12 protein-coding genes are annotated in these 26,012 nt (G+C 67.6%); all 12 read right to left on the bottom strand.

Translation table 11 applies throughout. From position 1 onward, the window contains the following. Positions 1 to 85 precede the first annotated feature (85 nt). A complete protein-coding gene (locus GGR64_RS16165; RefSeq protein WP_184647093.1) occupies positions 86 to 2,581 on the bottom strand; it encodes a methyl-accepting chemotaxis protein in 2,496 nt (831 codons plus the stop codon). A gap of 678 nt (positions 2,582 to 3,259) precedes the next feature. Then, positions 3,260 to 5,518 (bottom strand): methyl-accepting chemotaxis protein, encoded by a 2,259-nt coding sequence (locus GGR64_RS16160; RefSeq protein WP_184647091.1) that lies wholly within the window; start codon positions 5,516 to 5,518, stop codon positions 3,260 to 3,262. Positions 5,519 to 5,848: 330 nt separating this feature from the next. Further along, positions 5,849 to 8,101: a methyl-accepting chemotaxis protein gene (locus GGR64_RS16155; RefSeq protein ID WP_184647089.1), complete on the bottom strand. Its 2,253-nt coding sequence runs from the start codon at positions 8,099 to 8,101 to the stop codon at positions 5,849 to 5,851. A gap of 243 nt (positions 8,102 to 8,344) precedes the next feature. Then, the gene (locus tag GGR64_RS16150; RefSeq protein ID WP_184647087.1) at positions 8,345 to 10,723 is read right to left on the bottom strand and encodes a methyl-accepting chemotaxis protein; all 2,379 of its coding nucleotides are present in this window, start codon (positions 10,721 to 10,723) and stop codon (positions 8,345 to 8,347) included. Positions 10,724 to 10,736: 13 nt separating this feature from the next. After that, positions 10,737 to 11,498, bottom strand: a complete 762-nt coding sequence (locus GGR64_RS16145) for a transporter (RefSeq protein ID WP_184647085.1) — start codon at positions 11,496 to 11,498, stop codon at positions 10,737 to 10,739. Positions 11,499 to 11,734: 236 nt separating this feature from the next. Beyond that, positions 11,735 to 14,383 carry a methyl-accepting chemotaxis protein gene (locus tag GGR64_RS16140; RefSeq protein ID WP_184647083.1) on the bottom strand — a complete coding sequence of 883 codons (2,649 nt, stop codon included), beginning with the start codon at positions 14,381 to 14,383 and terminating at the stop codon, positions 11,735 to 11,737. A 360-nt stretch (positions 14,384 to 14,743) separates the two neighbouring features. After that, on the bottom strand, positions 14,744 to 16,996 hold the full coding sequence (locus tag GGR64_RS16135; protein ID WP_184647081.1) for a methyl-accepting chemotaxis protein: 2,253 nt from the start codon (positions 16,994 to 16,996) through the stop codon (positions 14,744 to 14,746). Positions 16,997 to 17,453: 457 nt separating this feature from the next. Continuing rightward, complete coding sequence (locus GGR64_RS16130) at positions 17,454 to 19,703, bottom strand: methyl-accepting chemotaxis protein (RefSeq protein WP_184647079.1); 2,250 nt, start codon at positions 19,701 to 19,703, stop codon at positions 17,454 to 17,456. Positions 19,704 to 20,636: 933 nt separating this feature from the next. Then, complete coding sequence (locus tag GGR64_RS16125) at positions 20,637 to 22,802, bottom strand: methyl-accepting chemotaxis protein (RefSeq protein WP_184647077.1); 2,166 nt, start codon at positions 22,800 to 22,802, stop codon at positions 20,637 to 20,639. Between the two features lie 467 nt (positions 22,803 to 23,269). After that, positions 23,270 to 25,273, bottom strand: coding sequence for a chemotaxis protein CheA (locus tag GGR64_RS16120; protein ID WP_184647076.1), 2,004 nt, complete (start codon positions 25,271 to 25,273; stop codon positions 23,270 to 23,272). A gap of 31 nt (positions 25,274 to 25,304) precedes the next feature. Continuing rightward, a complete protein-coding gene (locus tag GGR64_RS16115) occupies positions 25,305 to 25,670 on the bottom strand; it encodes a response regulator (RefSeq protein ID WP_010341778.1) in 366 nt (121 codons plus the stop codon). Next, positions 25,667 to 25,975: an STAS domain-containing protein gene (locus tag GGR64_RS16110; protein WP_160967807.1), complete on the bottom strand. Its 309-nt coding sequence runs from the start codon at positions 25,973 to 25,975 to the stop codon at positions 25,667 to 25,669. Before GGR64_RS16110 ends, GGR64_RS16115 begins: the two co-directional genes overlap by 4 nt. Between the last annotated feature and the right edge of the window lie 37 nt (positions 25,976 to 26,012).

Raw genomic sequence — 26,012 nt, 5'->3', positions numbered from 1 at the left:
TTGTCGCGTCGGTGGCAGGCGTGGCGCCGCCGGCCGGTGCCGGGCAGGCGGCAGGCTGGCTCCAGGGTGACCCTCGCGCGCAGGCTCAGGCGAGCGTGTGCGCCGGCCCGTGCGGGGACAGCACCGCCGGCGCGGGCGCCGAGGACGCGGTTTCCACCTTGAACACCGCCACCGCCTGGCGCAGCTGCCCGGCCTGATCTTCCATCGAACGTGCCGCGGCGGTGGCTTCTTCCACCAGCGCCGCGTTCTGCTGCGTGCTCTCGTCCATCTGGGTGACGGTGCCGTTGACCTGTTCGATGCCTGACGATTGTTCCTGCGAGGCGACGGCGATCTCGCCCATGATGTCGGTGACGTGCTGCACCGAGGTCACGATCTCCTGCATCGTGTTGCCGGCACGTTCGACCAGGGCCGAACCCTCGGCGACGCGCTCGACCGAATCGTCGATCAAGCCCTTGATCTCCTTGGCGGCGCCGGCCGAGCGCTGCGCGAGCGTGCGCACTTCGCTGGCCACGACGGCGAAGCCTCGACCCTGTTCGCCGGCCCGCGCGGCTTCGACCGCGGCGTTGAGCGCCAGGATATTGGTCTGGAAGGCGATACCGTCGATGACGCTGATGATGTCGCCGATCTTCTTCGACGACGCCTCGATGCCGCTCATGGTCTGCACCACCTGGCCGACCACGTCGCCGCCTTGCGAGGCCACCGAGGCCGCGCTGGCGGCCAACTGGTTGGCCTGGCGCGCGCGTTCGGCGTTCTGCTTGACCGTGGAGGTCAGCTCCTCCATCGAGGCCGCAGTTTCTTCCAGGCTCGCTGCCTGCTGTTCGGTGCGGCGCGACAGGTCGTCGTTGCCGGTGGCGATCTCGGCCGCGGCGCCGTTGATGCTGATTGCGGCGGTCTGGATGCGCGCGACGATCGTCGCCAGTTGTTCGGTGGTGCTGTTGGCGTCGTCGCGCATGGTCGCGAACACGCCCTGGAAATCGCCGTGCATGCGCGCGGTCAAATCGCCCGCGGCGATGGCGCGCAGCAGGGACGACAGCGCCTGCAGGTTGCCGTCGGACGTGGCCATCAACTGGTTGAGGCTGTCGACCATCAGCCGGAAGTCGTACTGGAAGCGCGCGGTATCGCCGCGCACGCTGAAGTCGCCGGCCGCGGCGGCGCCGGCCAGGTGCTTGATCTCGGTGTTCATCGCGGTCAGGTTGCGCTTGACCGTGTCCATCGTCTCGGTGAGACGCGCCTTTTCGCCCGGCAGGCGGTCCATGTCTTCGGACAGGTCGCCGATGGCGTAACAGCCCATGATCTGCGCCAGGCGCTCGGTCACCGCGATGTGCGATGCGGCCAGCGCATTGCTGTCGCGGACCATGCGCCCGTAGTCGCCCGGGAAGGTGCTTTCGTCCATGCGGTAACTGGTCTGGCCGGCATCGTGGCACTTGGCCATCTCGGTCTGCGCGGCCAGCACCTCGCGCAGCTGTTGCTGCATGCGTTGCATGTCGGCCAGCAGTCGCCCGCTTTCGTCGCGGCTGCGCACCACGATGCGGGCGTCCAGGCGGCCCTCGGCGATGTCGGCGGCGACGCTGGCGGCGCGGCGCACGTTGCGGGTCAGGGTGATCAGGGTATGCACGCACACCGCCGCGATCAGCAGGGTCAACAGGCTGAGCCCGACCACGGCGGTCCACATCGCCTGCAGCGAGGCGTCCAGGTGCCGTTGCGATTGGCGCTGCAGCGCCTGCAAGCCGGTGGCACTGAGGCTGTGCAAGGCGTCGTCCCAGCCATGCAGGGCCGCGTCCCAACGTTGATCGGCATCGGCGTTGCCGCCGTCCAGGGCCTGCGCCAGCTGCGGCAGCGCGCGATCGGCGACCGCCGCCTCGGCGGCGACCGCACGCGACAAGGCCGGATCCGGTTGCTCCAGCAGGCCCAGCGCCTTCTTCAGCTCCTGCCGCAGGCGCGCGTGATCGCGGGCTAGTTCGGCGATCTGCGCGTGCAGCATCGGCGTCTCGGCGCCGGCCTGGGAGGGCGTGTGCATCGCATCCAGCCGGGTCAGTGTTTCGCTGGTGACCGGGGCGTAGATCAGGCTGCTGACCACCAGGTGGTAGCTTTCCACGTACGGCGTATAGACCAGCTGGCTGTCGTCGCGCAGGGCATCCAGCGCGTCGTCGGCCTGGTCCGCCACCGCCGCGAAATCGTTGCGCCTGGTCCGCAAGGTCTGCTGCAGCTGCGCCAGCGCCGCCGTGCTGCGGTCGAAGCCGGGCAGGGACGGCACGGTCCGCTGCAGTTCGCGCAGCGCCCGGTCCGCGGTGTCGCGTGCTTTCGCCACGTCTGCGGCGTCGCCCACCTGTTCTTCCTGCAGCGCGCCGAGCAGGACCAGCATGTCGCGCAGCGGCGCGTAGCTGCGCAGTTCGGCGCGGCTGACCTCCACGCCGTCGCTGAGCGTGCGCGTGTACAGCAGCAGCGGAATGGCCAGCCCGATCAAGGCCAGGACGCCGATCAGGCTGAGCTTGCGCGCGATGGGAAGGTCGTGCCAGACCCGCAAACGGGAGCGGTGTTCGGAGGCGGGCGGAGCGGCGTGGTTCGCGGGATGCGACGTCATTGCGCGGGTCTCTGAGGAAGAGCGAAAGAAGGCGGGCGATCCACAGGGAACCGCGCCATGGGAATGCGGGGTGCAACCGGATGGCCGCGGAACTTCGCCTGTCCAGGCGCGCGCATGCGATGGAATCGGCGGCGCTCGACCGGGTCGGGCAGATCTTTAGCGGCCGTCGTAGACAAATGTTGAAGCTGTCATCATGACTGCGTTAAGCCGCCGCCCATGCTGTGCAACCCTTGGCAGAGGGATGCATCGGGCGGGACATACGCGGCCGGGCGTGGCCCGGATGCAGCATGCGTGAGTCTTTTCGCGTGCGTGCCCGGTGGTCGGCGCTTCTCGGCCGGGCAGCGGCGTCGGGTCAGCGTTGTTCGATGGGGCGACCCCGGATTGCAGCGTCGGCTGCCTGCATGGTCGGGTGGATTTGAGCGAGGCATTGCATTGCCGATGACCGCGACCGCGGAGTCGTGGCGGGCTGCACGCTTACCCGTGTGAGGGACTGTCGGTGACGTCCGAGATGAGGCTGGGATGAAGCCTCAGGCCGTCACGGCTGCAGTCAAACCGGGCAGACCGTGGCGGCATCGGCGTGAGCCTTGGGACATTGCGAGACGGCAGCCGATCGCAGTGTCGATCGGCTGCCAGGCGCGTCCTTGCGGGGGCGGCGCCAGGCGACTGGTCGCCGTGGGATCAGAACTCCTGCCACGTATCGCCATTGCTTGTCGCGGCCACGGTCGCGCGGCGCGCGGTCGGCGCTTGCGGGCCGACGCCGGCCTTCGCCACGGTCTTGATCGGCGGCTTGGCGCTCCGTGCGGCCGGCGCAGTGCGGACAGACGCAGGCCTTGCCATCGCGGCGGCATTGTCGATCTTGAACAGCGCGACCGCATCGCTCAGTTGCACGGCCTGCTCTTCCATCGAACGCGCGGCAGCAGTGGCTTCTTCCACCAGGGCGGCGTTCTGCTGGGTGGTCTCGTCCATCTGTGTCACGGTCTGGTTGACCTGCTCGATGCCCGCGGACTGCTCCTGCGAGGCGGCCGAGATCTCGCCCATGATGTCGGTGACCCGCTGCACCGAGGAGACGATCTCGTTCATGGTCTTGCCGGCCTGGTCGACCAGGGCCGAACCGGTGGCGACGCGGCCGACCGAATCGTCGATCAAGGTCTTGATTTCCTTGGCGGCGCCGGCCGAGCGCTGGGCGAGGGTACGCACTTCGCTGGCGACCACGGCGAAGCCGCGGCCTTGGTCGCCGGCGCGCGCCGCTTCCACTGCGGCGTTGAGCGCCAGGATGTTGGTCTGGAAGGCGATGCCGTCGATCACGCCGATGATGTCGGCAATCTTCTTCGACGACGCTTCGATGCCGTTCATGGTCTCGACCACCTGACCGACCACGTCGCCGCCCTGCGAGGCCACCGAGGCGGCACCCGCGGCCAATTGATTGGCCTGGCGCGCGTGTTCGGCGTTCTGCTTCACGGTGGAGGTCAGTTCCTCCATCGACGCGGCGGTTTCTTCCAGACTTGCCGCCTGCTGTTCGGTGCGGCGCGACAGGTCGTCGTTGCCGGCAGCGATCTCGGTGGCGGCGGCGTTGATGCTGACCGCCGCGGTCTGGATGCGGCCGACGATGCCGGTCAGCTGATCGGCGGTGGCGTTGGCGTCGTCGCGCATCTGCGCGAACACACCGTGGAACTCGCCGTCCATGCGCGCGGTGAGGTCGCCCGCGGCGATCGACTGCAACAAGGCCGACAGCTTACCGAGGTTGCGATCGCTGACGTCCATCATCGCGTTGAGGTCCTGCACCATCAGCCGGAAGTCATGCTGGAAGTGCGCTGCGTCGCCGCGGGCGCTGAAGTCGCCGGCGGCCGCCGCCGCGGCCAGGCGCTTGATCTCGGTGTTGATCGCCAGCAGGCTGGCCTTGGCCGCATCCATCGATTCGTGCAGCACCGCGCGGCTGCCGGGCAGGCGACGGGCGTCGCGGCGCAGGTCGCCGTTGGCGTATTCGTTGAGCACGCCGATGGCGTCGACGATGGCATCCAGGTGCTCGAACATCATGGTGTTGATGCCCTTGCTCAGCTCGCCGTACACGCCGGGGAAGTCCTGCGGCATGCGGTGGCTCATGTCCTTGTCCGCATGCAGTTCGATCATCAATGTGGTTTCGCTGGAGAAGCGCCGCAGCTGGTTCTGCATCCGATCCATCGCGACCAGCAGGCGGCCGGGCTCGTCGCGCGCGGTGGTGCTCACGTCGTTGTCCAGGCGTCCGTCGGCGATGGCCTCGGCGGCGCGGGTGGCGCGGCTCAGCGGTCCAGTCAGGCTGCGGGTGATGGTCCAGCCCAGCAGGCCGCTGACCAACAGGACGGCCAGGCCGCCGGAGATCAGGACGATGCGCCCACGCGCCATCGCCGCCGACGAGACCGCATAGGCCTGCTTGCTCAGGCGCCGCTGCAGATCGGCATTGGCGCGGATCGCGGCCTGCTGCTTCTCCATCGCCACCGATGCATCGCCGAGCAACAGCGCCTGCGCCTGCGCGTTCTGGTCCTTTTCGCCCAGCGCGAGAACCTGGTCGTTCAGCTGCACCGATCGTGCGCGCGAGACCTCGATCGTGTCCATGGCTTGGCGCTCGGCCGGGCTGGCCGGCATCGCCGACAAGGCATCGTGCGCGGCCTTGTAGCGCGCACGGTTGCTCTTCACCATGTTGATCATCTTCTGGTTGGCCGCGTCGCCATCGACGATGGTGATGGCCATCAACCCAATCTGCACGTTGGTATTGGCGTCGAGCATCTCGTTGGAGAGCCGCACCTTTTCCATGTTGTTGTTGACGATGCTGTCCAGCTCGCGATGCGCCCTGGCCATGGTCAACAGCCCCATGGCGACCAGCAGGCCGGACAGCAGGATGAGGATGCCAAATGCCACACCCAGGCGCCGACCGACGTTGTAGCGTTGCAGAAGTGCGTTCATAACCGACCTTTGGGACAGAGGGGGAGTCGGGTCGTAAGCGCTGTCAAATCAGCAGTTGCGACGCGCCGTGGCGATGCCTTGCCGCACCCTCAATATCGACATGCCGGTGAGAAGTTGAGCATTTCTCACGGAATCGTTGGCGGTCGGTTAGGAAGCTGTCTGCCGGCTACATCGCGCCTGGCAGGATGGGGGAAATCCGACGTTGTTCCGACATCCACTGCTGTGCAGTAGGGCAAGCTGCGTCTTGCCCTTGAGGCGCGCGGGTCGAACTACACCGCGTGGCGCCGAGGCCGGTCGTCAGGCTGGCAGCCCGACGACCGACCGAACCGATCAGAACTCCTGCCAGTCCCCGCCGCCCGCGACGGCGACGCGCTTGGCCGGCTGCCGCAATGGACGCGCCGTCGTCTTGGCGGCATGCGCCGGCTTGGCCGCAACAATGGGTACCGATGCCGGTGCAGCGCGCACGCCGGCCACAGCGACGCCGGCGCTGTCGATCTTGAACAACGCCACCGTGCTGGTGAGCTGGCCAGCCTGCTCCTCCATCGCGCGTGCCGCGGCGGTGGCTTCCTCCACCAGCGCGGCGTTCTGCTGGGTGGTCTCGTCCATCTGCATCACGGTCTGGTTGACCTGTTCGATGCCCGACGATTGCTCCTGCGATGCGGAGGAGATCTCGCCCATGATGTCGGTGACGCGTTGCACCGAGGCAACGATCTCGCTCATGGTCCGGCCTGCCTGGTCGACCAGCACCGAACCTTCGGCCACGCGCGTGACCGAATCGTCGATCAGGCCCTTGATTTCCTTGGCGGCGCCGGCCGAGCGCTGCGCCAGGGTACGCACTTCGGTGGCGACCACGGCGAAACCGCGGCCCTGGTCGCCGGCACGGGCGGCTTCCACCGCTGCGTTGAGCGCGAGGATGTTGGTCTGGAAGGCGATGCCATCGATGACGCTGATGATGTCGGCGATCTTCTTCGACGAGGCCTGGATACCGCTCATGGTTTCGACCACCTGGCCGACCACGTTACCGCCTTGCGAAGCCACCGAGGCCGCACCCACCGCCAACTGGTTGGCCTGGCGGGCGTGTTCGGCGTTCTGTTTGACCGTGGAGGTCAGTTCTTCCATCGACGCGGCGGTCTCTTCCAGACTGGCGGCCTGCTGCTCGGTGCGGCGCGACAGGTCGTCGTTGCCGGCGGCGATCTCGGTGGCGGCGGCATTGATGCTCACCGCCGCGGTCTGGATGCGGCCGACGATCGCGGCCAACTGTTCGGCGGTGGTATTGGCATCGTCGCGCATGGTGGCGAACACGCCCTGGAACTGGCCGTGCATACGTGCGGTCAGGTCGCCGGCGGCGATGGATTGCAGCATCTGCGACAACGCCTGCAGGTTGCCGTCGGCGGTGGCCATCAGTTGGTTGAGGCTCTCGACCATCAGACGGAAATCGTACTGGAAGCGCTCGGCGTCCCCGCGCACGCCGAAGTCGCCCGCCGCCGCCGCGCCGGCCAAATGCTTGATCTCACTGTTCATCGAGGTCAGATTGCGCTTGACAGTGTCCATGGTCTCGGTGAGCACGGCTTTTTCACCAGGGAGCTGCTCCATGTCCTCGGACAGGTCGCCGATGGCATATCGGCCCATGATCTGCGCCAGGCGCAACTTGACGCCGATGTGCGCAGCGACCAGTGCATTGCTGTCGTGGACCATGCGGCCGTAGTCGCCGGGGAAGGCGTTTTCGTCCATGCGGTAGCTGATTTCGCCAGCGTCGTGGCGCTGGGCCATCTCCTTCTGCGCACCGAGCACCGCGCGCAACTGCTGTTGCATGGCGTCCATCGCGACCAGCAGGCGGCCGGGCTCGTCGTGCGCGTCGGTGGCGACGTCGTTGTGCAGACGGCCGCCAGCGATGGCCTCGGCAGCGCGGGTGGCGCGGGCTAGCGGTCCGGTCAGGCTGCGGGTAATGGTCCAGGCCAGCAGGCCGCTGACCAGCAGCACCGCGAAGCCGCCGGCGATGAGCATGTTGCGGCCGCTGTCCATCGCCTGCGTCGCCTTGGCATAGGCGAGCTTCATCTGCGACTCCTGCAAACCTACGTTGTCGCGAATCTTGGCTTGCCAGGCAAGCATGGCCGGGCGCGAACGTTCGCTCAGTGCCGTCTGCGCCTCCGCGTTGCGGTGAGCGGTGGCCAGCGCGATCACTTCGTCGTTCATCGCGCGCGCGGTGGTGCGCGCGGCGTCGATGTCGGCACGCAGTTTCACCGCATACGCATTGGCGGGAGGAAAGGTTTCCAGTTCGTTGCGGAAGTCGGCATAGCGCTGGCGCTTCGCTTTGATTTCCGCCAATGCCTCATCGTTGAGTTCCTCGCGCGTCTCCATTGCCAGGGTGCCGAGCGCGATCAAAATGCTGGAATTGGCGTCCAGCATCCCGTTGCTGATGCGGGTCTTCTCGATATTCACCTTGACGATGTTGTCCAACTCGGTGCGCGCGCGTGCCATCGACAGCAATCCCGTGGCGATCAGCGCACAGGACAGCAGGATCAGCAGGCCAAAGGCGCCGCCGAGGCGGCGTCCGACGTTGTAGCGTTGCAGAAAGGAATTCATGGTCGACCTCTTCGTTGACGATGTCCCTGGAACATCCAGGTCCTGCTGCGTCCATGCAGACTCCGTCCGCGCTTGAGCGGGGGCGGAGCGGCGGGCGTGGCGGTCAATTAAGTGAAGAAAGGACGAAATGCATTTGCTGTACAACGTGTCCGCCGTCGCTCGAAGGTGATATCGGCGTGACAGCGCAATACTCGATCCATCGTTGGTCGTAGGGCAATTCCCGACGCTGTATAATTCATTTCCCTACGCGGTCAGCGGCTGCCACTGGGTGCCGATCGCGTCGGCGATCGCCTGCGCATTCGGCTGGGGCGCGTGCGTGGCGTGCGGCGATGCCGTCGCGATCGCTACGGCATGTCCCGACGCGGCCGTGGCGGCGGACGCTGGGGAAGCAATTGCGCCACGCGTGGCGTGCTGGTCCAGCCGGAACACCGCCACCGCGTCGCTCAGTTGCGCCGCCTGGTCCTCCATCGACCGTGCCGCGGCAGTGGCTTCCTCGACCAGCGCGGCATTCTGCTGGGTACTCTCGTCCATCTGCGTCACCGTACGGTTGACCTGCTCGATGCCGGCGGACTGCTCCTGCGAGGCGGAGGAGATCTCGCTCATGATGTCGGTCACCCGGCCCACCGAGGCCACGATCTCCTGCATGGTCTGGCCGGCGCGTTGCACCAGTTCCGCGCCGGTGGCGACCCGGTCGACCGAGTCGTCGATCAGGCCCTTGATCTCCTTGGCGGCGCTGGCCGAGCGTTGCGCCAGCACCCGCACCTCGCTGGCGACCACGGCGAAACCGCGGCCCTGCTCGCCGGCACGTGCGGCTTCCACCGCCGCGTTGAGGGCCAGGATGTTGGTCTGGAAGGCGATGCCGTCGATCACCGAGATGATGTCGGCGATCTTTCTCGAGGCCGTCTCGATGCCGCTCATGGTGTCGACCACCTGGCCGACCACCGCGCCGCCTTGCGAGGCGACCTCGGCGGCGCCGGCGGCCAGCTGGTTGGCCTGGCGCGCATGCTCGGCGTTCTGCTTGACCGTGGCGGTCAGCTCTTCCATCGAGGCGGCGGTTTCTTCCAGGCTGGCGGCCTGCTGCTCGGTGCGCTGCGACAGGTCGCTGTTGCCCTGGGCGATTTCGGTGGCGGCGCTGTGGATGTCGCCGGCGGCGCGCTGGATGCGGCCGACGATATCGGCCAGGCGCTCGGCGGTACCGTTGGCGTCGTCGCGCATGGTGGCGAAGATGCCGTGGAAGTCGCCGTGCATGCGCGCGCCGAGGTCGCCATCGGCTAGCGCGCTGAGCAGCCGCGAAACCTCGGCGATGCTGATCGCGTTGGCGTCGAGCAAGCCGTTGAGCTGCTGCGCCAGCATCAGGAAGAAGCCTTGCTTGCCGGTGCGGTCGATGCGCTGCGACAGGTCGCCGGCGGCGGCGCTGCGCACCACCGCGGCCACTTCCGCTTCCACCCTGGTTTCGGCGGTGCGGTCGCGCCATTCGCAGACGAAGCCCAGATGCGCGCCCTCGGCGTTGCGGATGGCGGAAATCTCCTGCGCGATGCAGACCTCGCGATAGCGCACCTCGCGCTGCGCCGCGCCCTGCCGGTCCAGCCGCTGGTAGATCTCTGCGTCCTGCGCATTGCCGACTTCCAGCAGCGTCACCGACTGGCCCAACAACGGTGCGGAGCGGTCGAATGCGGGCGCGCAGGCATGGATGTCCTCGGCGTGGGTCTGCAGCAAGGTCTGCAGCGCGGTATTGGCGTAGATGATGGTCAGGTCGGGATCGGCGATGTACATGCCGGTGGACGCGTTGTCCAGCGCGGTGCGGATGCGCAGGTTCTCGGCGGCGACGCTGCGCTCGCGTTCGATGCGCTCGCGCAGTTCGCGCTGCATCCGCGCCAGCGCCGCCATCAGGCTGCGGCCGTGCTTGGCCGCGACCGGGATGGGCTGGTCCAGGCGGCCTTCGGCGATGTGCTGGGCGGCGTCCATCGCCACCCGCGGCTCGCCGCCGAGCAACTGCGCGACCGAGCGCAGGATCCAGGCCGCGGCGGCGCCCAGGCACAACACGGCGAGCAGCACCGCGCCGGTCTGCTGCCAGGTGGCGCGCTGGCTCTGCTGTTCGGCGGCGGTGCGACTCTGCTCGTTCAGCGCCAGGATGCGGTCGCTGATCGCGTCCATCTCGGTTTCCAGGCGCGCGAACTGCGCGGTGAAATCGGCATAGGCGGCGCTGCTGTCGCCCTGGGTCTCGGCCAGCGTCACCACCTTGTCGGCGGCGGCGATGTAGCGCTGCAGTGCAGGCCCGGCGGCATCCAGTTGCGCGCGTAAGGCGCCGTCCAGCGGCAGCTTCTGGTTGTCGTCCAGCGCCTTGCGGAATTCGCCGGCGTGTTCCCCCAGCGAGGCGCGCGCGGCCTTGACCCCGTCCTCATCCTGCCGTGCCGCCGCCAGCAAGGCGGCGGTGACGTCGCCGCGCAGGGCGTCGTGCATCATGTCGGCCTGCATGTGGTTGCGCAGCGCGTCCGAGGAGGTGACCTGTGCCGCGACCGAGCGCAGCAGCCCTTGCTGCGCGGTGTAGCCGACCCCGCCCAGGGCGAGCAGGGCGAGCACCGCCACCAGCACCAGGATCCCGAGCATATGCATGATTTTCATCGGTGTGGCCCGATCAGAAACGGAAGGACAGGCCCGCGCCGAGCGCGTGGTCCGGCGAACGGTCGTTGAGGCCGCGGCTGTACACCACGTCCAGTTGCACGTCCTGGCTGAGCAGCCAGGCCGAGCCGACGTCGAGCAGGGCGATGGTGCCGCCGTCGTCGGCATGGGCGATCTGCGGTAGCGCCAGCTCCACGAACGAGCGGCTGCGGTCGGTCCAGGCCTTGCCCAGCACCACGCCGAAGATGCCGGCGGTGTAGCGATGCCCGCCGTCGCCTTCGTCGCGGATCACGCCGGGCATCATCCCCAGCGAAACGCTGTCGCTGAGTTCCCATTCGGCCACCAGGCGGAACGAGGGGCGGGCGCCGCTGCCGCGCACGTCGCGTGCGCCGCTGGGCAGGTCCACGTGCAGCAGCCAGGCCAGCGAGGCGCCGCCGATCTCGCTGGCAAGGTGATGCTTGAGCCCGAGCGAAATGTCGGAGAAGCCGGAGACGTCGTCGCCGACCGGGACGTCGATCGTCTGCCAGCCGTCGGTCTCCACGCGCAGCTCCCAGGTCGGACCGATGCCGTAGCGGAACAGGGTCGGCGTGGCGTAGCCATCGACATCGCCATCGCGTTCCCAGGCCACGCTGGTTTCCACCTGCAGGCGCCGATCGCCGACGGTGAGGCTGGATTCGACGAAGTCGGGGCGATCGGTGGCGATCGGTTCGACCTCGGCGTGCGCAATGCCGGCGAGGCCGCACAAGGTCAGACAACTGGCGATGACGCGTAGCTTCATGTGCGGCTCCCATTGGCGGTTCGGTCGGAACCGTGGGGCCGGGCGCAATGCGGCCGGCGCCGGGGCACGCCTGTCGCGGCGCCCATGGCATGGCAGTTCCGCTTTCTATATCGACCCTGAATACACTTTCTTTACGAGCGTGACGCGCTAAGCGCTCTGCGGCCGCCGCGACCAGGAACCAGGCGGCCGGACCGCGAAGCGCGCAAGGCGCTCGCGGGAGTGGGTCGAGGTGCGGCTCAGAACTCCTGCCACTGCCCATCGTCGGTCGACGCGGTCGCGCGCGGAACCGCGCGCAGCGGCGCCGTGGCCGGCCGCCGCGGCGTGGCCGCCGCTGTGGCCGGCGCGGGCGACGCAGGGCGGCGCGTGGGCGCCGGCGCAGCGATCGCCACCCCGGCGCTGGTCTCGAGCTTGAACAGGGCCACGGCCTGATTGAGCTGGCCGGCCTGGTCTTCCATCGAGCGCGCCGCGGCGGTGGCTTCCTCGACCAGCGCGGCGTTCTGCTGGGTGGCCTCGTCCATCTGGGTGATGGTCTGGTTGACCTGCTCGATGCCGGCGGACTGCTCCTGCGAGGCCGCGGAAATTTCGCCCATGATGTCGGTGACGCGCTGTACCGAGGCGACGATCTCCTGCATCGTGCTGCCGGCCTGATCGACCAGCACCATGCCTTCGGCGACGCGCTCGACCGAATCGTCGATCAGGGTCTTGATCTCCTTCGCCGCATGCGACGATCGCTGGGCGAGGGTGCGCACTTCGCTGGCCACGACGGCGAAGCCGCGGCCCTGTTCGCCGGCGCGGGCCGCTTCCACCGCGGCGTTGAGCGCCAGGATGTTGGTCTGGAAGGCGATGCCGTCGATCACCGAAATGATGTCGGCGATCCTCTTCGAGGAGGTCTCGATGCCGTGCATCTTCTCCGAGACCTCGCTGGCCAGTCTGCCGCCCTGCGAGGCGACCGAGGCGGCGCCGGTGGCGAGCTGGTTGGCCTGGCGGGCGTGCTCGGCGTTCTGCTTGACGGTGGAGGTCAGCTCCTCCATCGAGGCGGCGGTTTCTTCCAGGCTGGCGGCCTGTTGTTCGGTGCGGCGCGACAGGTCGTCGTTGCCGGCGGTGATCTCGGCCGCGGCGCCGTTGATGCTGACCGCGGTGGTCTGGATGCGCGCGACGATCGCCGCCAGTTGTTCGGTGGTGGCATTGGCGTCGTCGCGCATGGTCGCGAACACGCCCTGGAAGTCGCCGTGCATGCGCGCGGTCAGGTCGCCGGCGGCAATGGCCTTCAACAGCGTGGACAGCGCCTGCAGGTTGCCGTCGGCGGTGGCCATCAACTGGTTGAGGCTGTCGACCATCAAGCGGAAGTCGTACTGGAAGCGCTCGGCGTCGCCGCGCACGCTGAAGTCGCCGGCCGCGGCGGCGCCGGCCAGGTGCTTGATCTCGGTGTTCATCGCGGTCAGGTTGCGTTTGACCGTGTCCATCGTCTCGGTGAGCACGGCCTTCTCGCCGGGCAAGCGATCCATGTCCTCGGACAAGTCGCCGATGGCGTAGCGGCCCATGATCTGCGCCAGGCGCAGCTTCACCGCGATGTGCGAGGCGGACAGGGCATTGCTGTCGCGGACCATGCGGCCGTAGTCGCCGGGGAAGGCGCTCTCATCCATGCGGTAGCTGATCTGGCCGGCGTCGTGGCGCTGGGCCATCTCCTTCTGCGCGTCGAGCACCGCGCGCAGCTGCTGCTGCATGCGCTGCAGCGATCCCAGCAACTGCCCCAGTTCGTCGTTGCGCGGATACTGGATGCGGCTGTCCAGGCGGCCGGCGGCGACCGCGCTGGACACCTCCACCGCACTGGCCAGGGGCTTGACCACCAGCCGCCGCAGCAGCAGGTAGAGGCCGCCGCTGAGCAGCAGCGCGGCGCACAGGCCGACCGCGGCGATGGTCCACAGCAGGTTGCGCGCCTGCGCCATCAGCACCGCCTTCGGCACCGCCACGCCCAGCGCGAAACGCTCCTGGGCCTGGCCGATCTGCAGCGGCACATACACTTCCACGTCGGTGGCGCCGGTCTGCGGATCGACGCTGTCGCGGCCGACGGTCTTGCCCTGGGCGATGTCGGCCAGCAGGGCGCGGGTGGCCGGATCCTGCAGTTTCTTGCCGACCAGCGCGGGATCGCGGTCGGCGACGATGGCGCCGCCGGGCGACAGCAGGCGCACGCGGCCGGCGCCGAGCGGACGCAGCTTGGCGACGCGCTGCTGCAGAGCGGCCAGGCCGAAATCGGTGGTGACCACGCCCAGGAACTTGCCGTCTTCCAGGATCGGCGTACTGACCGTGGTCATCAGCACCTTCTTGCCGGCGATCTCGTAATCGTAGGGTTCGGCCACGGTGGGCCGCAGCAGCTTGCGCGGATTCAGATACCAGTCGCCGGCGCCGGCCACCTCGTAGTCGTGCAGCGGATCGCGCACGAGTTCCCCGTTCTGCCAGGACCAATACACCATGTAGCGGCCGCTGGCGTCGTGGCCGGCGCTGTTGGCGTAGTCCGCGTCCTTGCCGTCCAGCGCCTGCGGTTCCCACAGCGTGCCGATGCCGGTCCAGTCGGGGTGCTGCTGCAGTTCGCGGCGCAGGCTCTCGCTGAACAGGTCGCGCGCCGTGTCCTGGCCGCGCTGGGCGAGCAGGGCATTGGCCAGCGCCTGGTTGGAGACGGCGGAGGCGCCGATGGTGTTGCCGATGCGCTCGGATTCCAGGCGCGCGGTGTCGGTCATGCCGACCTTGGCGGAGGCGAGCAGGGCGGAACTGCTGCGGGCGTAGATGATGGCGGCGGTAATGCCGAAGCACAGCAGGGCGATCGCGGCCACGCCCAGCATCAGGCGGGTGGCGACACTGCTCGGGCGTGTGGAGGACGTCGTGGGCATCGCGGTCGTCTCGATGGGAGGATGGAGAGATCGCGCCATCGCCTCGGAAAGCGTCTTGCTTTCGGACAAGCCAGGCAGGGAGCATGCGCGATAGTGCCGTTATCGGCACCGCGTCCCAGAAATGTAGTCGGTGCCTGTGGTGTGCCGCGCCGGGCGGGCGCATCCGCGCGGATGGCGACGTCGGATCCGGACCCGCCGTCTACCGCGGCGCATGCCGCGGGGAGGGGAAGGCGCGCCTTGGTGGCGCACCGTGTGGCGGCCGGGCGGCGGCCAGGCGGCGAAGCATGGCGGCAATAAAAAGCCCCGGGAGCGATCCGCTCCCGGGGCCATTGGTGCGAGACGAGCGGCAGGGATGCGCGCTCAGAACTCCTGCCAGCTGTCGTCGCCGGCCGCGACCGCGATCGGCCGGGCCGATGGCCGCACCGGGCGCGCGGCGGGCTTGGCCGCCGGCTTGGCGGCCGACCGGGCGACCGCGCGGACCGGTGCGCTCGCTGCGCTGGCGATGGCCGGCTGGCCGGCGTGGCTGCTGCTGGCATCGATCTTGAACACGGCCACGGCCTGGCTCAACTGCCCGGCCTGGTCTTCCATGGAACGCGCCGCGGCGGTGGCTTCTTCCACCAGGGCGGCGTTCTGCTGGGTGGTCTCGTCCATCTGCGTGACGGTCTGGTTGACCTGCTCGATGCCGGCGGACTGCTCCTGCGACGCGGCGGCGATCTCGCCCATGATGTCGGTGACGCGCTGCACGGAGGCGACGATCTCGTGCATGGTCTTGCCGGCCTGGTCGACCAGGGCCGAACCGGTAGCGACGCGGCTGACCGAGTCGTCGATCAGGCCCTTGATCTCCTTGGCGGCATTGGCCGAGCGCTGGGCGAGGGTACGCACTTCGCTGGCCACCACCGCGAAGCCGCGGCCCTGTTCGCCGGCGCGTGCGGCTTCGACTGCGGCGTTGAGCGCCAGGATGTTGGTCTGGAAGGCGATGCCGTCGATCACCGAGATGATGTCGCCGATCTTCTTCGAGGAGGCTTGGATGCCGCTCATGGTCTGCACCACCTGGCCGACCACATCGCCGCCCTGCGAGGCGACCGAGGCGGCGCCGGCAGCCAGTTGGTTGGCCTGGCGGGCGTGCTCGGCGTTCTGCTTGACGGTGGAGGTCAGTTCCTCCATCGAGGCGGCGGTTTCTTCCAGGCTGGCGGCCTGCTGCTCGGTCCGGCGCGACAGGTCGTCGTTGCCGGCGGCAATCTCGCTGGCGGCACCGTTGATGCTGACCGCGGCGGTCTGGATGCGCGCGACGATGGCCGCCAACTGCTCGGCGGTGGCATTGGCGTCGTCGCGCATGGTGGCGAACACGCCCTGGAACTGGCCGTGCATGCGTGCGGTCAGGTCACCGGCGGCGATCGATTGCAGCAGGGACGACAGCGCCTGCAGGTTGCCATCGGAGGTGGCCATCAGCTGGTTGAGGCTCTCGACCATCAGCCGGAAGTCGTACTGGAAGCGCTCGGTGTCGCCGCGCACGCTGAAGTCGCCCGCGGCAGCGGCGCCGGCCAGGTGCTTGATCTCGCTGTTCATCGCGGTCAGGTTGAGCTTGACCTTGTCCATGGTCTCGGTGAGGACGGCCTTTTCGCCGGGCAGGCGCTCCATGTCCTCGGACAGGTCGCCGATGGCGTAGCGGCCCATGATCTGCGCCAGGCGCAGCTTCACCGCGATGTGCGAGGCGGACAGGGCATTGCTGTCGCGGACCATGCGGCCGTAGTCGCCGGGGAAGGCGCTCTCGTCCATGCGGTAGCTGATCTGGCCGGCGTCGTGGCGCTGGGCCATTTCTGTCTGCGCGGCAAGCACTGCCTGCAACTGGCTCTGCATCTTGTCCATGCTCGTCAGCAGCACGCCGGCCTCGTCCTTGCTGCGCAGGTCGATCGCGTTGTCGAGCTTGCCGCGGGCGATGGCGTCGGCCACGTCGATCGCCGTGCCCAAGCGCTTGAGCAACTGGCGGCGGATCACGATCGCCATGCCGATCGCGGCCACGATCACCAGCAGATTGCCCAGCAGCACGGCCCACTTGTTCTGCGCGCGCACCGTGTTCAGGGTTTCGCTGCGCTTGGCGAGCAGTCCGCGCTCCTCGTCGGTGAACTCACCGAGCAGGCTGCGGATCGATTGCATCGCCTTGCGGTCGCGGGCCTGCTTGAACTCGGCGGCGACCTGCGCCGTATCGTCGGACTGCGCGCGCAAGGCGGTGATCTGCTTTTCCACGCCGACCAGATCGTCGAACGACGCATGCAGCTTCTCGAGCCGCGCCTGCTGGCGCGGGTTGTCCGCAGTCAGGCGCTTGGCCTCGGCGAAGTTCTTGTCGAAACTGGCCAGGCCCGCGGTGTAGGGCTGCAAGTGGTCTTGGTTGCCCGACAGCAGATAGCCGCGCGCGCCGGTCTCGACGTTGAGCGCATCGACTTCCATCATGTCGCCGGTCGCCAGCACCTTGTAGGTGTGGTCGTTCATGTCGGCGGCCGTATTGAGCGAGGACAGGCTGCTCAGGCTGATCGAGCCGATGATCACAGTGATCAGCACGATCACGGCAAAACTGAGCGCGAGCCTGGCGGAGAGACTGAGGTTCTTGAGCGTCATCGTCGTATTCCTGGTGGAAGAGTGGAGCGTTGGGGGATGGCGTACCCCGTGCCTGAGTCGATGTCCGCGGAGGCGTTGGGCGCTGCCTTATCTATTTCGGCTGTGAATCAAAAGCATTCAATTGATAGTTTTCCTGACTTCGATAGGTTTTGAAGATCGGAAATGGATACTCCAATTGCGTTTTTCTTGCTCTACCGGCCTGTGGCAACTTTTGTTCAAATTTGTAGACAATTTGTGTATCCAGATCACGTATCGGCGTGTCGTCGATCTTCTTTAAGCGCCAATGGCGCGCATTTAGATTTACTTCACGTCGGCTTCACGCAAACGTGGATGCGCTTCACGCTCTGCTGGTGGTTGCAGGTCGCGCTGTCTGCCTCGCGGCGTTGGACGAGAAAAAGCCCGGGAGCTTGCGCTCCTGGGCTTGCTCAGGTGTCCTTTGCGACGCGGTGAAGTGCGATCAGAACTCCTGCCAATCGCCGCCGCCGGCAACGGCCGGCGTGGCACTGGCGCTGGACCGGCGCGCGGTCGCTTGCGGTGCAGGCTTGTTGGCCGCCCGCTGTGCGACGGCCGTGGCGAGCGGCGCCGAAGCGCGGCGGGCCGCCGCCGGTGCCTGCTGGTCGATCTTGAACAGGGCTACGGCCTGGCTCAGCTGGCCGGCCTGATCCTCCATCGAACGGGCGGCGGCGGTGGCCTCTTCCACCAGCGCAGCGTTCTGCTGGGTGGCTTCGTCCATCTGCATCACGGTCTGGTTGACCTGCTCGATGCCGGCGGATTGCTCCTGCGAGGCCGCGGAAATCTCGCCCATGATGTCGGTGACCCGCTGCACCGAGGAGACGATCTCGTTCATGGTCTTGCCGGCCTGGTCGACCAGGGCCGAGCCGGTGGCGACGCGCTCGACCGAATCATCGATCAAGGTCTTGATTTCCTTGGCCGCGTTCGACGAGCGCTGGGCGAGGGTGCGCACTTCGCTGGCGACCACGGCGAAGCCTCGACCCTGTTCGCCGGCACGGGCCGCTTCCACCGCGGCGTTGAGCGCCAGGATGTTGGTCTGGAAGGCGATGCCGTCGATGACGCTGATGATGTCGGCGATCTTCTTCGAGGAGGTCTCGATGCCGTTCATGGTCTGCACCACCTGGCCGACCACGTCGCCGCCCTGCGAGGCGACCGAGGCCGCACCGGCCGCCAGCTGGTTGGCCTGGCGGGCATGCTCGGCGTTCTGCTTCACCGTGGAGGTCAGCTCCTCCATCGAGGCGGCGGTCTCCTCCAGGCTGGCGGCCTGTTGCTCGGTGCGGCGTGACAGGTCGTCGTTGCCGGTGGCGATCTCGCTGGCCGCGGCATTGATGCTGACCGCGGCGGTCTGGATGCGCGCGACGATGGCGGCCAGTTGTTCGGTGGTGGTGTTGGCGTCGTCGCGCATGGTGGCGAACACGCCCTGGAACTCGCCATGCATGCGCGCGGTTAGGTCGCCGGCGGCGATGGAGCGCAGCAAGGACGACAGCGCCTGCAGGTTGCCGTCGGCGGTGGCCATCAGCTGATTGAGGCTGTCGACCATCAGCCGGAAGTCGTACTGGAAGCGCGCGGTATCGCCGCGCACGCTGAAGTCGCCAGCGGCGGCCGCGCCGGCCAGGTGCTTGATCTCGGTGTTCATCGCGGTCAGGTTGTGCTTGACCGTGTCCATCGTCTCGGTGAGGCGGGCTTTCTCGCCGGGCAGGCGCTCCATGTCCTCGGACAGGTCGCCGATGGCGTAGCGGCCCATGATCTGCGCCAGGCGCTCGGTCACCGCGATGTGCGCCGCCGCCAGCGCATTGCTGTCGTGGACCATGCGCCCGTAGTCGCCGGGGAAGGCGCTTTCGTCCATGCGGAAGCTGATCTGGCCGGCGTCGTGGCGCTGCGCCATCTCCGCCTGCGCGGCGAGCACCGCCTGCAACTGCTGTTGCATGCGTGACATGGCGTTCAACAGGCGGCCGGTTTCGTCGCGGGCTTCGGTGCGCACGGCGTTGTCCATGTGACCATTGGCGATGGCCTCGGCGGTACGCGTGGCCAGGCGTAGCGGCGTGGTCAGGCTGCGGGTGATGGTCAGCGCCAGCAAGGCGCTGAGCACCAGGGCAAGCACGGTCCCGCCCATCAGCAGCATGCGGCCACGGTGCATCGCCTCCAGCGCCGCCTGGTAGCTCGTGGCGGCCTGCGACTTCTGCCGATCGGCGAACTCGCGGATTTTGCCCTGCCATGCCAGGGTCGCGGGTAGCGCTTGCCGGTTCAGCATCTCCACCGCCTGGGCGGTGTCGCCTTTCTGTCCCAGCGCCACGATGGTGTCGTTGATGGTCTTGGCGGCGGCGCGCTTGGCGTCCATGTCGGCGCGGATGGCGCGGCCGGCGGCGGTGCTGGACAGCTTGTCCATCTTGGCGCGTGCTGCGGCGTAGCGCTCGCGCTGTTTGGTGAACGTCTCCAAGGCTTGCTGGCGAATCGCCGGATCGGTGGAGGTGGTGTAGGTGCTCAGTGCGACCAGTACCGAGGAGTTGGCATCGAGCATCTGGTTGCTGAATTCGATCTTCGCCATGCGGTCCAGCACGATCATGTCCAGGTGCTTGCGCGCCTCGGCCATGCCGGACATTCCGATGATCACCAGGACCACCGAAAGAAGAATCAGCAGGCCGAAGGCGGACGACAGGCGGACACCGACGTTGTAGCGTTGCAGAAAACGGATCATTTCAATCTCCAAGAAGCGAAAAAGCAGGTCGGCGCGCAGGGACGTGGGCGTCGGCGGTTTACGTGGGCAGGCGCGGACGGCCTGCGCTGGCTGCGGCGGCCGTCACATGGCGTGATGACGGGCGACGTCGCAGGCAGGTCGTGTGCAAGCGCCGCAATTGCGGCGGTCGCCATGGCGTTGCCATGCCCGATCTGCACCTGGAATCGCCTATGGCGTCCATGGCTCGTATCGGTGGATGCGTCTTGATGTGGCGAGATCGCACGCATGGTGGGCCCCGTGCACGAAGGAAGGAATGACGCGCGTTGCGATGCGCCGGGAATCCGGGGTGCGATTACCTGGCGAAACGTGTGGCAAAAACTGCAAGTCCGGCCAGCGCGCGTGCCACGGACATGCGCGAAAAGATCAGCAGTCGGGTTAGGTCCTTCCCCGTTCGTTCGACTTCAGCGACCGGCTATCTACGCCAGTCGATCCCCCTGAAGCGCCGGCTGACCTCCCCAGGCCGTGCCGGCACGCACCGATGTAGACAAAACGCGTGCGATCAACCCTGTATCGACAGCCGCACGGGATTCTTTAGTGCGGCATGGCGCCTTGCCGCTCAGGTGCCAGCGCGGCGCGTGGCACGCGTGTCGGGGAGGGAAGCTTGGCCACGAAGGGTGAGGTTCGACGCCGTGCACGACAGCGTGTTCGTCCTGGCACCGGCAGTGGCAGGGCGCCGGCGCTGCGCGTTTCCAGCATTCGACGGCGCTTGCCGTCCTCGGGAGTGATGAAGGTGGCGCAAGTGCCGCGCCGCACTGGCGGCGTGCACGTGAGCGGTCGCGCGGGTACGGTCCCTCGTTGGCGTGACTGGCAGAGCGCGTAGAACGCCTGCCAGTCGCGGCTGCCAGCCTGGGCAAGCGCAACGGACCGTACCGGCGCCGGTCCTGACGTGTGCGACTACGCGGAGCGCACGTTGCGTAGGGCAGTGCGACTTGTCGGCGCGATGGCGATTGACGCGATCGCCGGCAGGGTGTCCAGCTTGAACACCGCCACGGCGTCCTGCAGCTGCGTGGCCTGTTCTTCCATCGACCGTGCGGCGGCAGTGGCTTCCTCGACCAGCGCGGCGTTCTGCTGGGTGGTCTCGTCCATCTGGGTGATGGTCTGGTTGACCTGCTCGATGCCGGCGGACTGCTCCTGCGAGGCCGCGGAAATCTCGCCCATGATGTCGGTGACGCGCTGTACCGAGGTCACGATCTCGGTCATGGTCCGGCCGGCCTGATCGACCAGGGCCGAGCCTTCGGTGACACGTTCGACCGAGTCGTCGATCAGCCCCTTGATCTCCTTGGCGGCACTGGCAGACCGCTGGGCGAGGGTGCGCACTTCGCTGGCGACCACCGCAAAGCCACGGCCCTGTTCGCCCGCACGGGCGGCTTCGACTGCGGCGTTAAGCGCCAGGATGTTGGTCTGGAACGCGATGCCATCGATCACGCCGATGATGTCGGCAATCTTCTTGGACGAGGCCTCGATGCCGTTCATGGTGGTGACCACCTGGCCGACCACGCTGCCGCCTTGCGAGGCGACCGCCGCCGCGCCGCTGGCGAGTTGGTTGGCCTGGCGTGCGTGCTCGGCGTTCTGCTTGACCGTGGAGGTCAGCTCTTCCATCGAGGCGGCGGTTTCTTCCAGGCTTGCCGCCTGCTGCTCGGTGCGACGCGACAGGTCGTCGTTGCCGGTGGCGATCTCGCTGGCTGCGGCATTGATGCTGACCGCCGCGGTCTGGATGCGGCCAACGATACCGGTCAGCTGATCGACGGTGGCGTTGGCATCGTCGCGCATGGTGGCGAACACGCCCTGGAACTCGCCGTCCATGCGTGCGGTGAGGTCGCCGGCAGCGATGGCTTGCAGCAGCGTCGATAGCTTGCCCAGGTTGACGTCGCTGACCTCCATCATCGCGTTGAGGTCCTGCACCATCCGTCGGAAGTCGTGCTGGAAACGCTCGGCATCGCCGCGGGTGCTGAAGTCGCCGGCCGCGGCGGCGGCGGCCAGGTGCTTGATCTCGGTGTTGATCGCCAGCAGGCTGGCCTTGGCGGCATCCATGGATTCGTGCAGCACCGCGCGGCTGCCGGGCAGGCGACGTGCATCGCGGTGCAGATCGCCGTTGGCGTATTCGTTGAGCACGCCGATCGCATCGACGATGGCGTCCAGGTGCTCGAACATCATGGTGTTGATGCCCTGGCTCAGCTCGCCGTAGACGCCGGGGAAATCCTGCGGCATGCGGTGGCTGATGTCCTTGTCGGCGTGCAGTTCGATCATCAATGCGGTTTCGCTGGAGAAACGCCGCAACTGGGTCTGCATGCGGTCCATGGCCAGCAGCAGCCGGCCGGGCTCGTCGCGCGCGTCGGTGGCGACGTCGTTGTCCAGGCGGCCGTCGGCGATGGCCTCGGCGGCGCGGGTGGCGCGGGCCAGCGGCCCGGTCAGGCTGCGGGTGATGGTCCAGGCCAGCAGGCTGCTGACCAACAGCACCGCGAGGCCGCCGGCAATGAGCATGTTGCGGCCGTTGTCCATCGCCTGGATCGCATTGGCGTGGGCCGTGCGCATCAGTTCTCCTTGGAGCGCAACATAATTGCGGATCCCGGCTTGCCAGGCCAGGCTGATCGGCCTGGCCTTTTCGTTAAGCAAGGCTTGCGCATCGGTGTTGCGATTGTCCTTGGCCAGGGCCATCACCTGGTCGTTCGCGTCACGAGAGACGCGTCGTGCCTCGTCCATGGCCTTGCGCAACGCGGTTCCACGTGCGGTGGTCGGTGGAAACGCGTTCAACTGTTTGGTCAGGTCGATGTAGCGTTGCCGCTGTTGTTGGATCTGCTCCAACGCTTTCAGGTTGAGGTCTTCATTGGTCACCATGGTCAAGGTGGCCAGTGCCGCCATGATGCTGGAACTGGCATCGAGCATGTCGTTGCCGATGCGGGTCTTCTCGACATTGACCTTGACGATGCCGTCCAGTTCGCGGCGCGCTTGTGCCATGCACAGCAGTCCCGCCGCGACCAGCAGGCAGGACAGCGCGATCAACAGGCCGAACGCGCCACCGAGGCGGCGGCCGACGTTGTAGCGTTGCAGGAAAGACGTCATGGTTGAAACCCCCTTTGCGAATGGATGCAGACGCGTAGCGCTCAGATGCGATAGGGGAAAGCGATTCGTGGTGTACGGCGTTACGGCGGGTCTTCCGATCCATCGTCGAGCGCCCACGCAACGGGGCCCAGTAGCGCCAAACCGTGATCCGTTTTCTTTCCCGCTATCGCCCTTCTTTCAGCGATCGACAGAAGCGCCGATCGATCCCTTCCTGAAAGGCCGGTCCTTGCCTCCCCAGGCGTTGCCGGCACGGACAATGTAGACAAAAAATGTGATCTTGATTGTCTAGCGGCAGAAGCGTCGGCTTCTTTAGCGCAAATATGCCGTCGCAGGTGTGGACGGGGGCGACGCAGCGCAATCGGCTGGAGCCCGGCAGCGGCACGAGGCATCACGTTGCGCGCGCAACGCAAAAGCCCCGGCATCGCTGCCGGGGCTCGTGTGTCGCGTGACGCGGGAGGGCGGGGCGGTCAGGCTGCCTGCTGTACCCGCAGCGAGCGGACCAGGCCGCCGATGTCCACGATCAGGGCGACGCGGCCGTCGCCGAGGATGGTGGCACCGGAGATGCCGCTGATGCGCCGGTAGTTGTTCTCGATGTTCTTGACCACCACCTGCTGCTGGCCGATCAACTCGTCCACTTCCAGCGCCAGCTTCTGTCCGTCGGCCTCGACCACCACCACCAGCGGTTCTTCGCTCTGCTCGATGCGGCCGAAGCCGTAGGAATCGCTGAGCGAGAGGATCGGCAGGTATTCGCCGCGGACCCGCAGCACGCGACCTTCGCCGGCCATGGTGCGGATGTCGTCGGCCTTGGGCTGCAGTGCCTCGATGACGTAGGCCAGCGGCAGGATCAGGGTCTCGCCGGCGACCGCCACGGTCATGCCGTCGAGGATCGCCAGGGTCAGCGGCAGGCGGATCAGCACGCGGGTGCCGCGGCCGGATTCGCTTTCCAGCTGCACTTCGCCGCCCAGGCCCTGGATGTTGCGGCGGACCACGTCCATGCCGACGCCACGGCCGGACAGGTCGGTGACCGCATCGGCGGTGGAGAAGCCTGGGGCGAAGATCAGATCCCAGACCTGCGCATCGCTCGGGTTGTCCGGCACTGCGATGCCGCGTTCGGCGGCCTTGGCCAGGATGCGGTTGCGGTTGAGGCCGGCGCCGTCGTCGCTGACTTCGATGACGATGTGGCCGCCCTGGTGCGAAGCGGCCAGGGTGATGGTGCCGGTCTCGTCCTTGCCGGCGGCGCGGCGCGCCTCCGGCAGTTCCAGGCCGTGGTCGATCGAGTTGCGCACCAGGTGCACGAGCGGATCGGCGATCTTTTCGATCAGGCCCTTGTCCAGCTCGGTGCCCTCGCCAATCGTGCGCAGGCGCACCTGCTTGCCGAGGCGGCTGGACAGGTCGCGGACCAGGCGCGGGAAGCGGCGGAACACCGCGTCCACCGGCAGCATGCGCACGCCGATCACGGCCTCTTGCAGGTCGCGGGTATTGCGTTCCAGCAGGTCCAGGCCGGCGAACAGGCGTTCGGCCACGGCCTGGTCCAGGCCGGTGGAGACCTGCTTGAGCATGGCCTGGGTGATGACCAGTTCGCCGACCAGGTTGATCAGCGCATCGACCTTGTCGACGCTGACGCGGATCGAGCTTTCCGCTTCGTGCGCGGCGGCGGCGTTGCCGGCCGGCGCATTCGCGGCCACGGCGGCGGCGGGCGCTGCGGTGGCGGCGGTCGGTGGCGCGGTCAGCACGGGTGCCGGCGCGGTGGCCAGGCTCGGCGGCGGCACCGGGCGGATCTCCAGTTCGCAGTCGTCGATGACCCAGGCGAAGGTGTCTTCGATCGCGCTGCGCGGAATCTTGCCGACCAGGCCCAGATCCCAGGCCAGGTAGGCCTCGAGCGGATCGAGTTCGGAGAAGCCGGGCATGCGCGTGCTGCGGCAGGCGACCTGCAGCGGGCCGAGGTGTTCGAGTTCGCGGATGATGCGCAGCGGATCGTTGCCGCTCATGAACAGCGACGGCGCCGGGGTGAAGCCGATCTGCCAGGCTTCCGGCTCGGCCGGCTGGTTCGCCGCCGGGGTGGCGGCGGCCGGCGCGGCGGGGCCGCCGTTCAAGGCGTGCTGCAGGCGTTCGTGCACGGCCTTGACCGCGGCCGGATCGGCCGGGACGCCGTGTTCGGCTTCGCGCAGCAGGGCGCGCAGCACGTCCACCGAGCCGAGGATGGCGTCGATCGCGTGCGCCTCGACTTCGCGCTTGCCGGCGCGCAGCTCGTCGAGCAGCGTTTCCAGCACGTGGGTGAGGCCGGCCATCGCTTCGAAGCCGAAGGTGGCGGCGCCGCCCTTGATCGAATGCGCGGCGCGGAACACCGAGTTGATGGTCTCGGGGTCGCGATTGCCTTCTTCCAACGACAGCAATCCGGCTTCCATCGCATCCAGCCCTTCGCGGCTTTCCTCGAAGAAGGTGGCGTGGAAACGTTGCAGGTCCATGCTCATGGGGCGGGAATCCGGAAAAGGAGGAGAGGGATCAGCCCAGGACTTTCTGGACGGTGGCGATCAGCTGTTCGGGATTGAACGGCTTGACCAGCCAGCCGGTGGCACCCGCGGCCTTGCCCTCGGACTTCTTCTCCGCCGCCGACTCGGTGGTCAGCATCAGCATCGGGGTGAACTTGTAGTCCGGCAGCTGCCGCAGTTCGCGGATCAGGGTGATGCCGTCCATGTTCGGCATGTTGACGTCGGTGACCACCGCGTTGAAGCGCTGGCCCTTGGCGCGGCCCAGCGCGACCGCGCCGTCTTCTGCTTCTTCGACGGCAAAGCCGGCCGAGGTGAGGGCGAAGGAGACCATCTGGCGCATCGACGCCGAATCGTCCACTACCAAGATACGTGCGCTCATGCCGCGTTCTCCACAGATTTCAGATTGTCAGGGGTTGCAGGAAGGCCCAGCGATTCGCTGACCCCTAGCAGGCGTGCCGCGTCGCGAAAGGTGGCGTTGCAGGCCTCGAATTCGGTGCGCTTGCCATCCTTGCGACGAGCGTCGACGAATGCGCACAGCACCTGGACGGACGCGGTATGGATGCGGCGCACTTCGCCGGCGTCCAGACGCAGCACGTCGTCCGCCGCAAGGAACGCGGTCAGGCGTTGTTTCAGGTCGGCGCTGGTCTCGATGCCGAGATCCTCGCCAAGAGGGACTGTGCTCATCATTACTCCGCACCAATGGTTCTATGGCAGATAACGG

The sequence above is a fragment of the Xanthomonas sp. 3307 genome (genome assembly GCF_014199735.1).
GTDB classification, from domain to species: domain Bacteria; phylum Pseudomonadota; class Gammaproteobacteria; order Xanthomonadales; family Xanthomonadaceae; genus Xanthomonas_A; species Xanthomonas_A rydalmerensis.
Note: the sequence above shows the minus strand (reverse complement) of the source record. Positions and strands in the feature narration are given on the sequence as shown.

Excerpts from the sequence above, each read along its gene's own strand:
- GGR64_RS16135 (WP_184647081.1), bottom strand. The coding sequence starts at position 16,996 with ATGACGCTCAAGAACCTCAGTCTCTCCGCCAGGCTCGCGCTCAGTTTT.
- GGR64_RS16140 (WP_184647083.1), bottom strand. The coding sequence starts at position 14,383 with ATGCCCACGACGTCCTCCACACGCCCGAGCAGTGTCGCCACCCGCCTG.
- GGR64_RS16145 (WP_184647085.1), bottom strand. The coding sequence starts at position 11,498 with ATGAAGCTACGCGTCATCGCCAGTTGTCTGACCTTGTGCGGCCTCGCC.
- GGR64_RS16120 (WP_184647076.1), bottom strand. The coding sequence starts at position 25,273 with ATGAGCATGGACCTGCAACGTTTCCACGCCACCTTCTTCGAGGAAAGC.
- GGR64_RS16160 (WP_184647091.1), bottom strand. The coding sequence starts at position 5,518 with ATGAACGCACTTCTGCAACGCTACAACGTCGGTCGGCGCCTGGGTGTG.
- GGR64_RS16155 (WP_184647089.1), bottom strand. The coding sequence starts at position 8,101 with ATGAATTCCTTTCTGCAACGCTACAACGTCGGACGCCGCCTCGGCGGC.
- GGR64_RS16115 (WP_010341778.1), bottom strand. The coding sequence starts at position 25,670 with ATGAGCGCACGTATCTTGGTAGTGGACGATTCGGCGTCGATGCGCCAG.
- GGR64_RS16130 (WP_184647079.1), bottom strand. The coding sequence starts at position 19,703 with ATGATCCGTTTTCTGCAACGCTACAACGTCGGTGTCCGCCTGTCGTCC.
- GGR64_RS16165 (WP_184647093.1), bottom strand. The coding sequence starts at position 2,581 with ATGACGTCGCATCCCGCGAACCACGCCGCTCCGCCCGCCTCCGAACAC.
- GGR64_RS16125 (WP_184647077.1), bottom strand. The coding sequence starts at position 22,802 with ATGACGTCTTTCCTGCAACGCTACAACGTCGGCCGCCGCCTCGGTGGC.
- GGR64_RS16150 (WP_184647087.1), bottom strand. The coding sequence starts at position 10,723 with ATGAAAATCATGCATATGCTCGGGATCCTGGTGCTGGTGGCGGTGCTC.
- GGR64_RS16110 (WP_160967807.1), bottom strand. The coding sequence starts at position 25,975 with ATGAGCACAGTCCCTCTTGGCGAGGATCTCGGCATCGAGACCAGCGCC.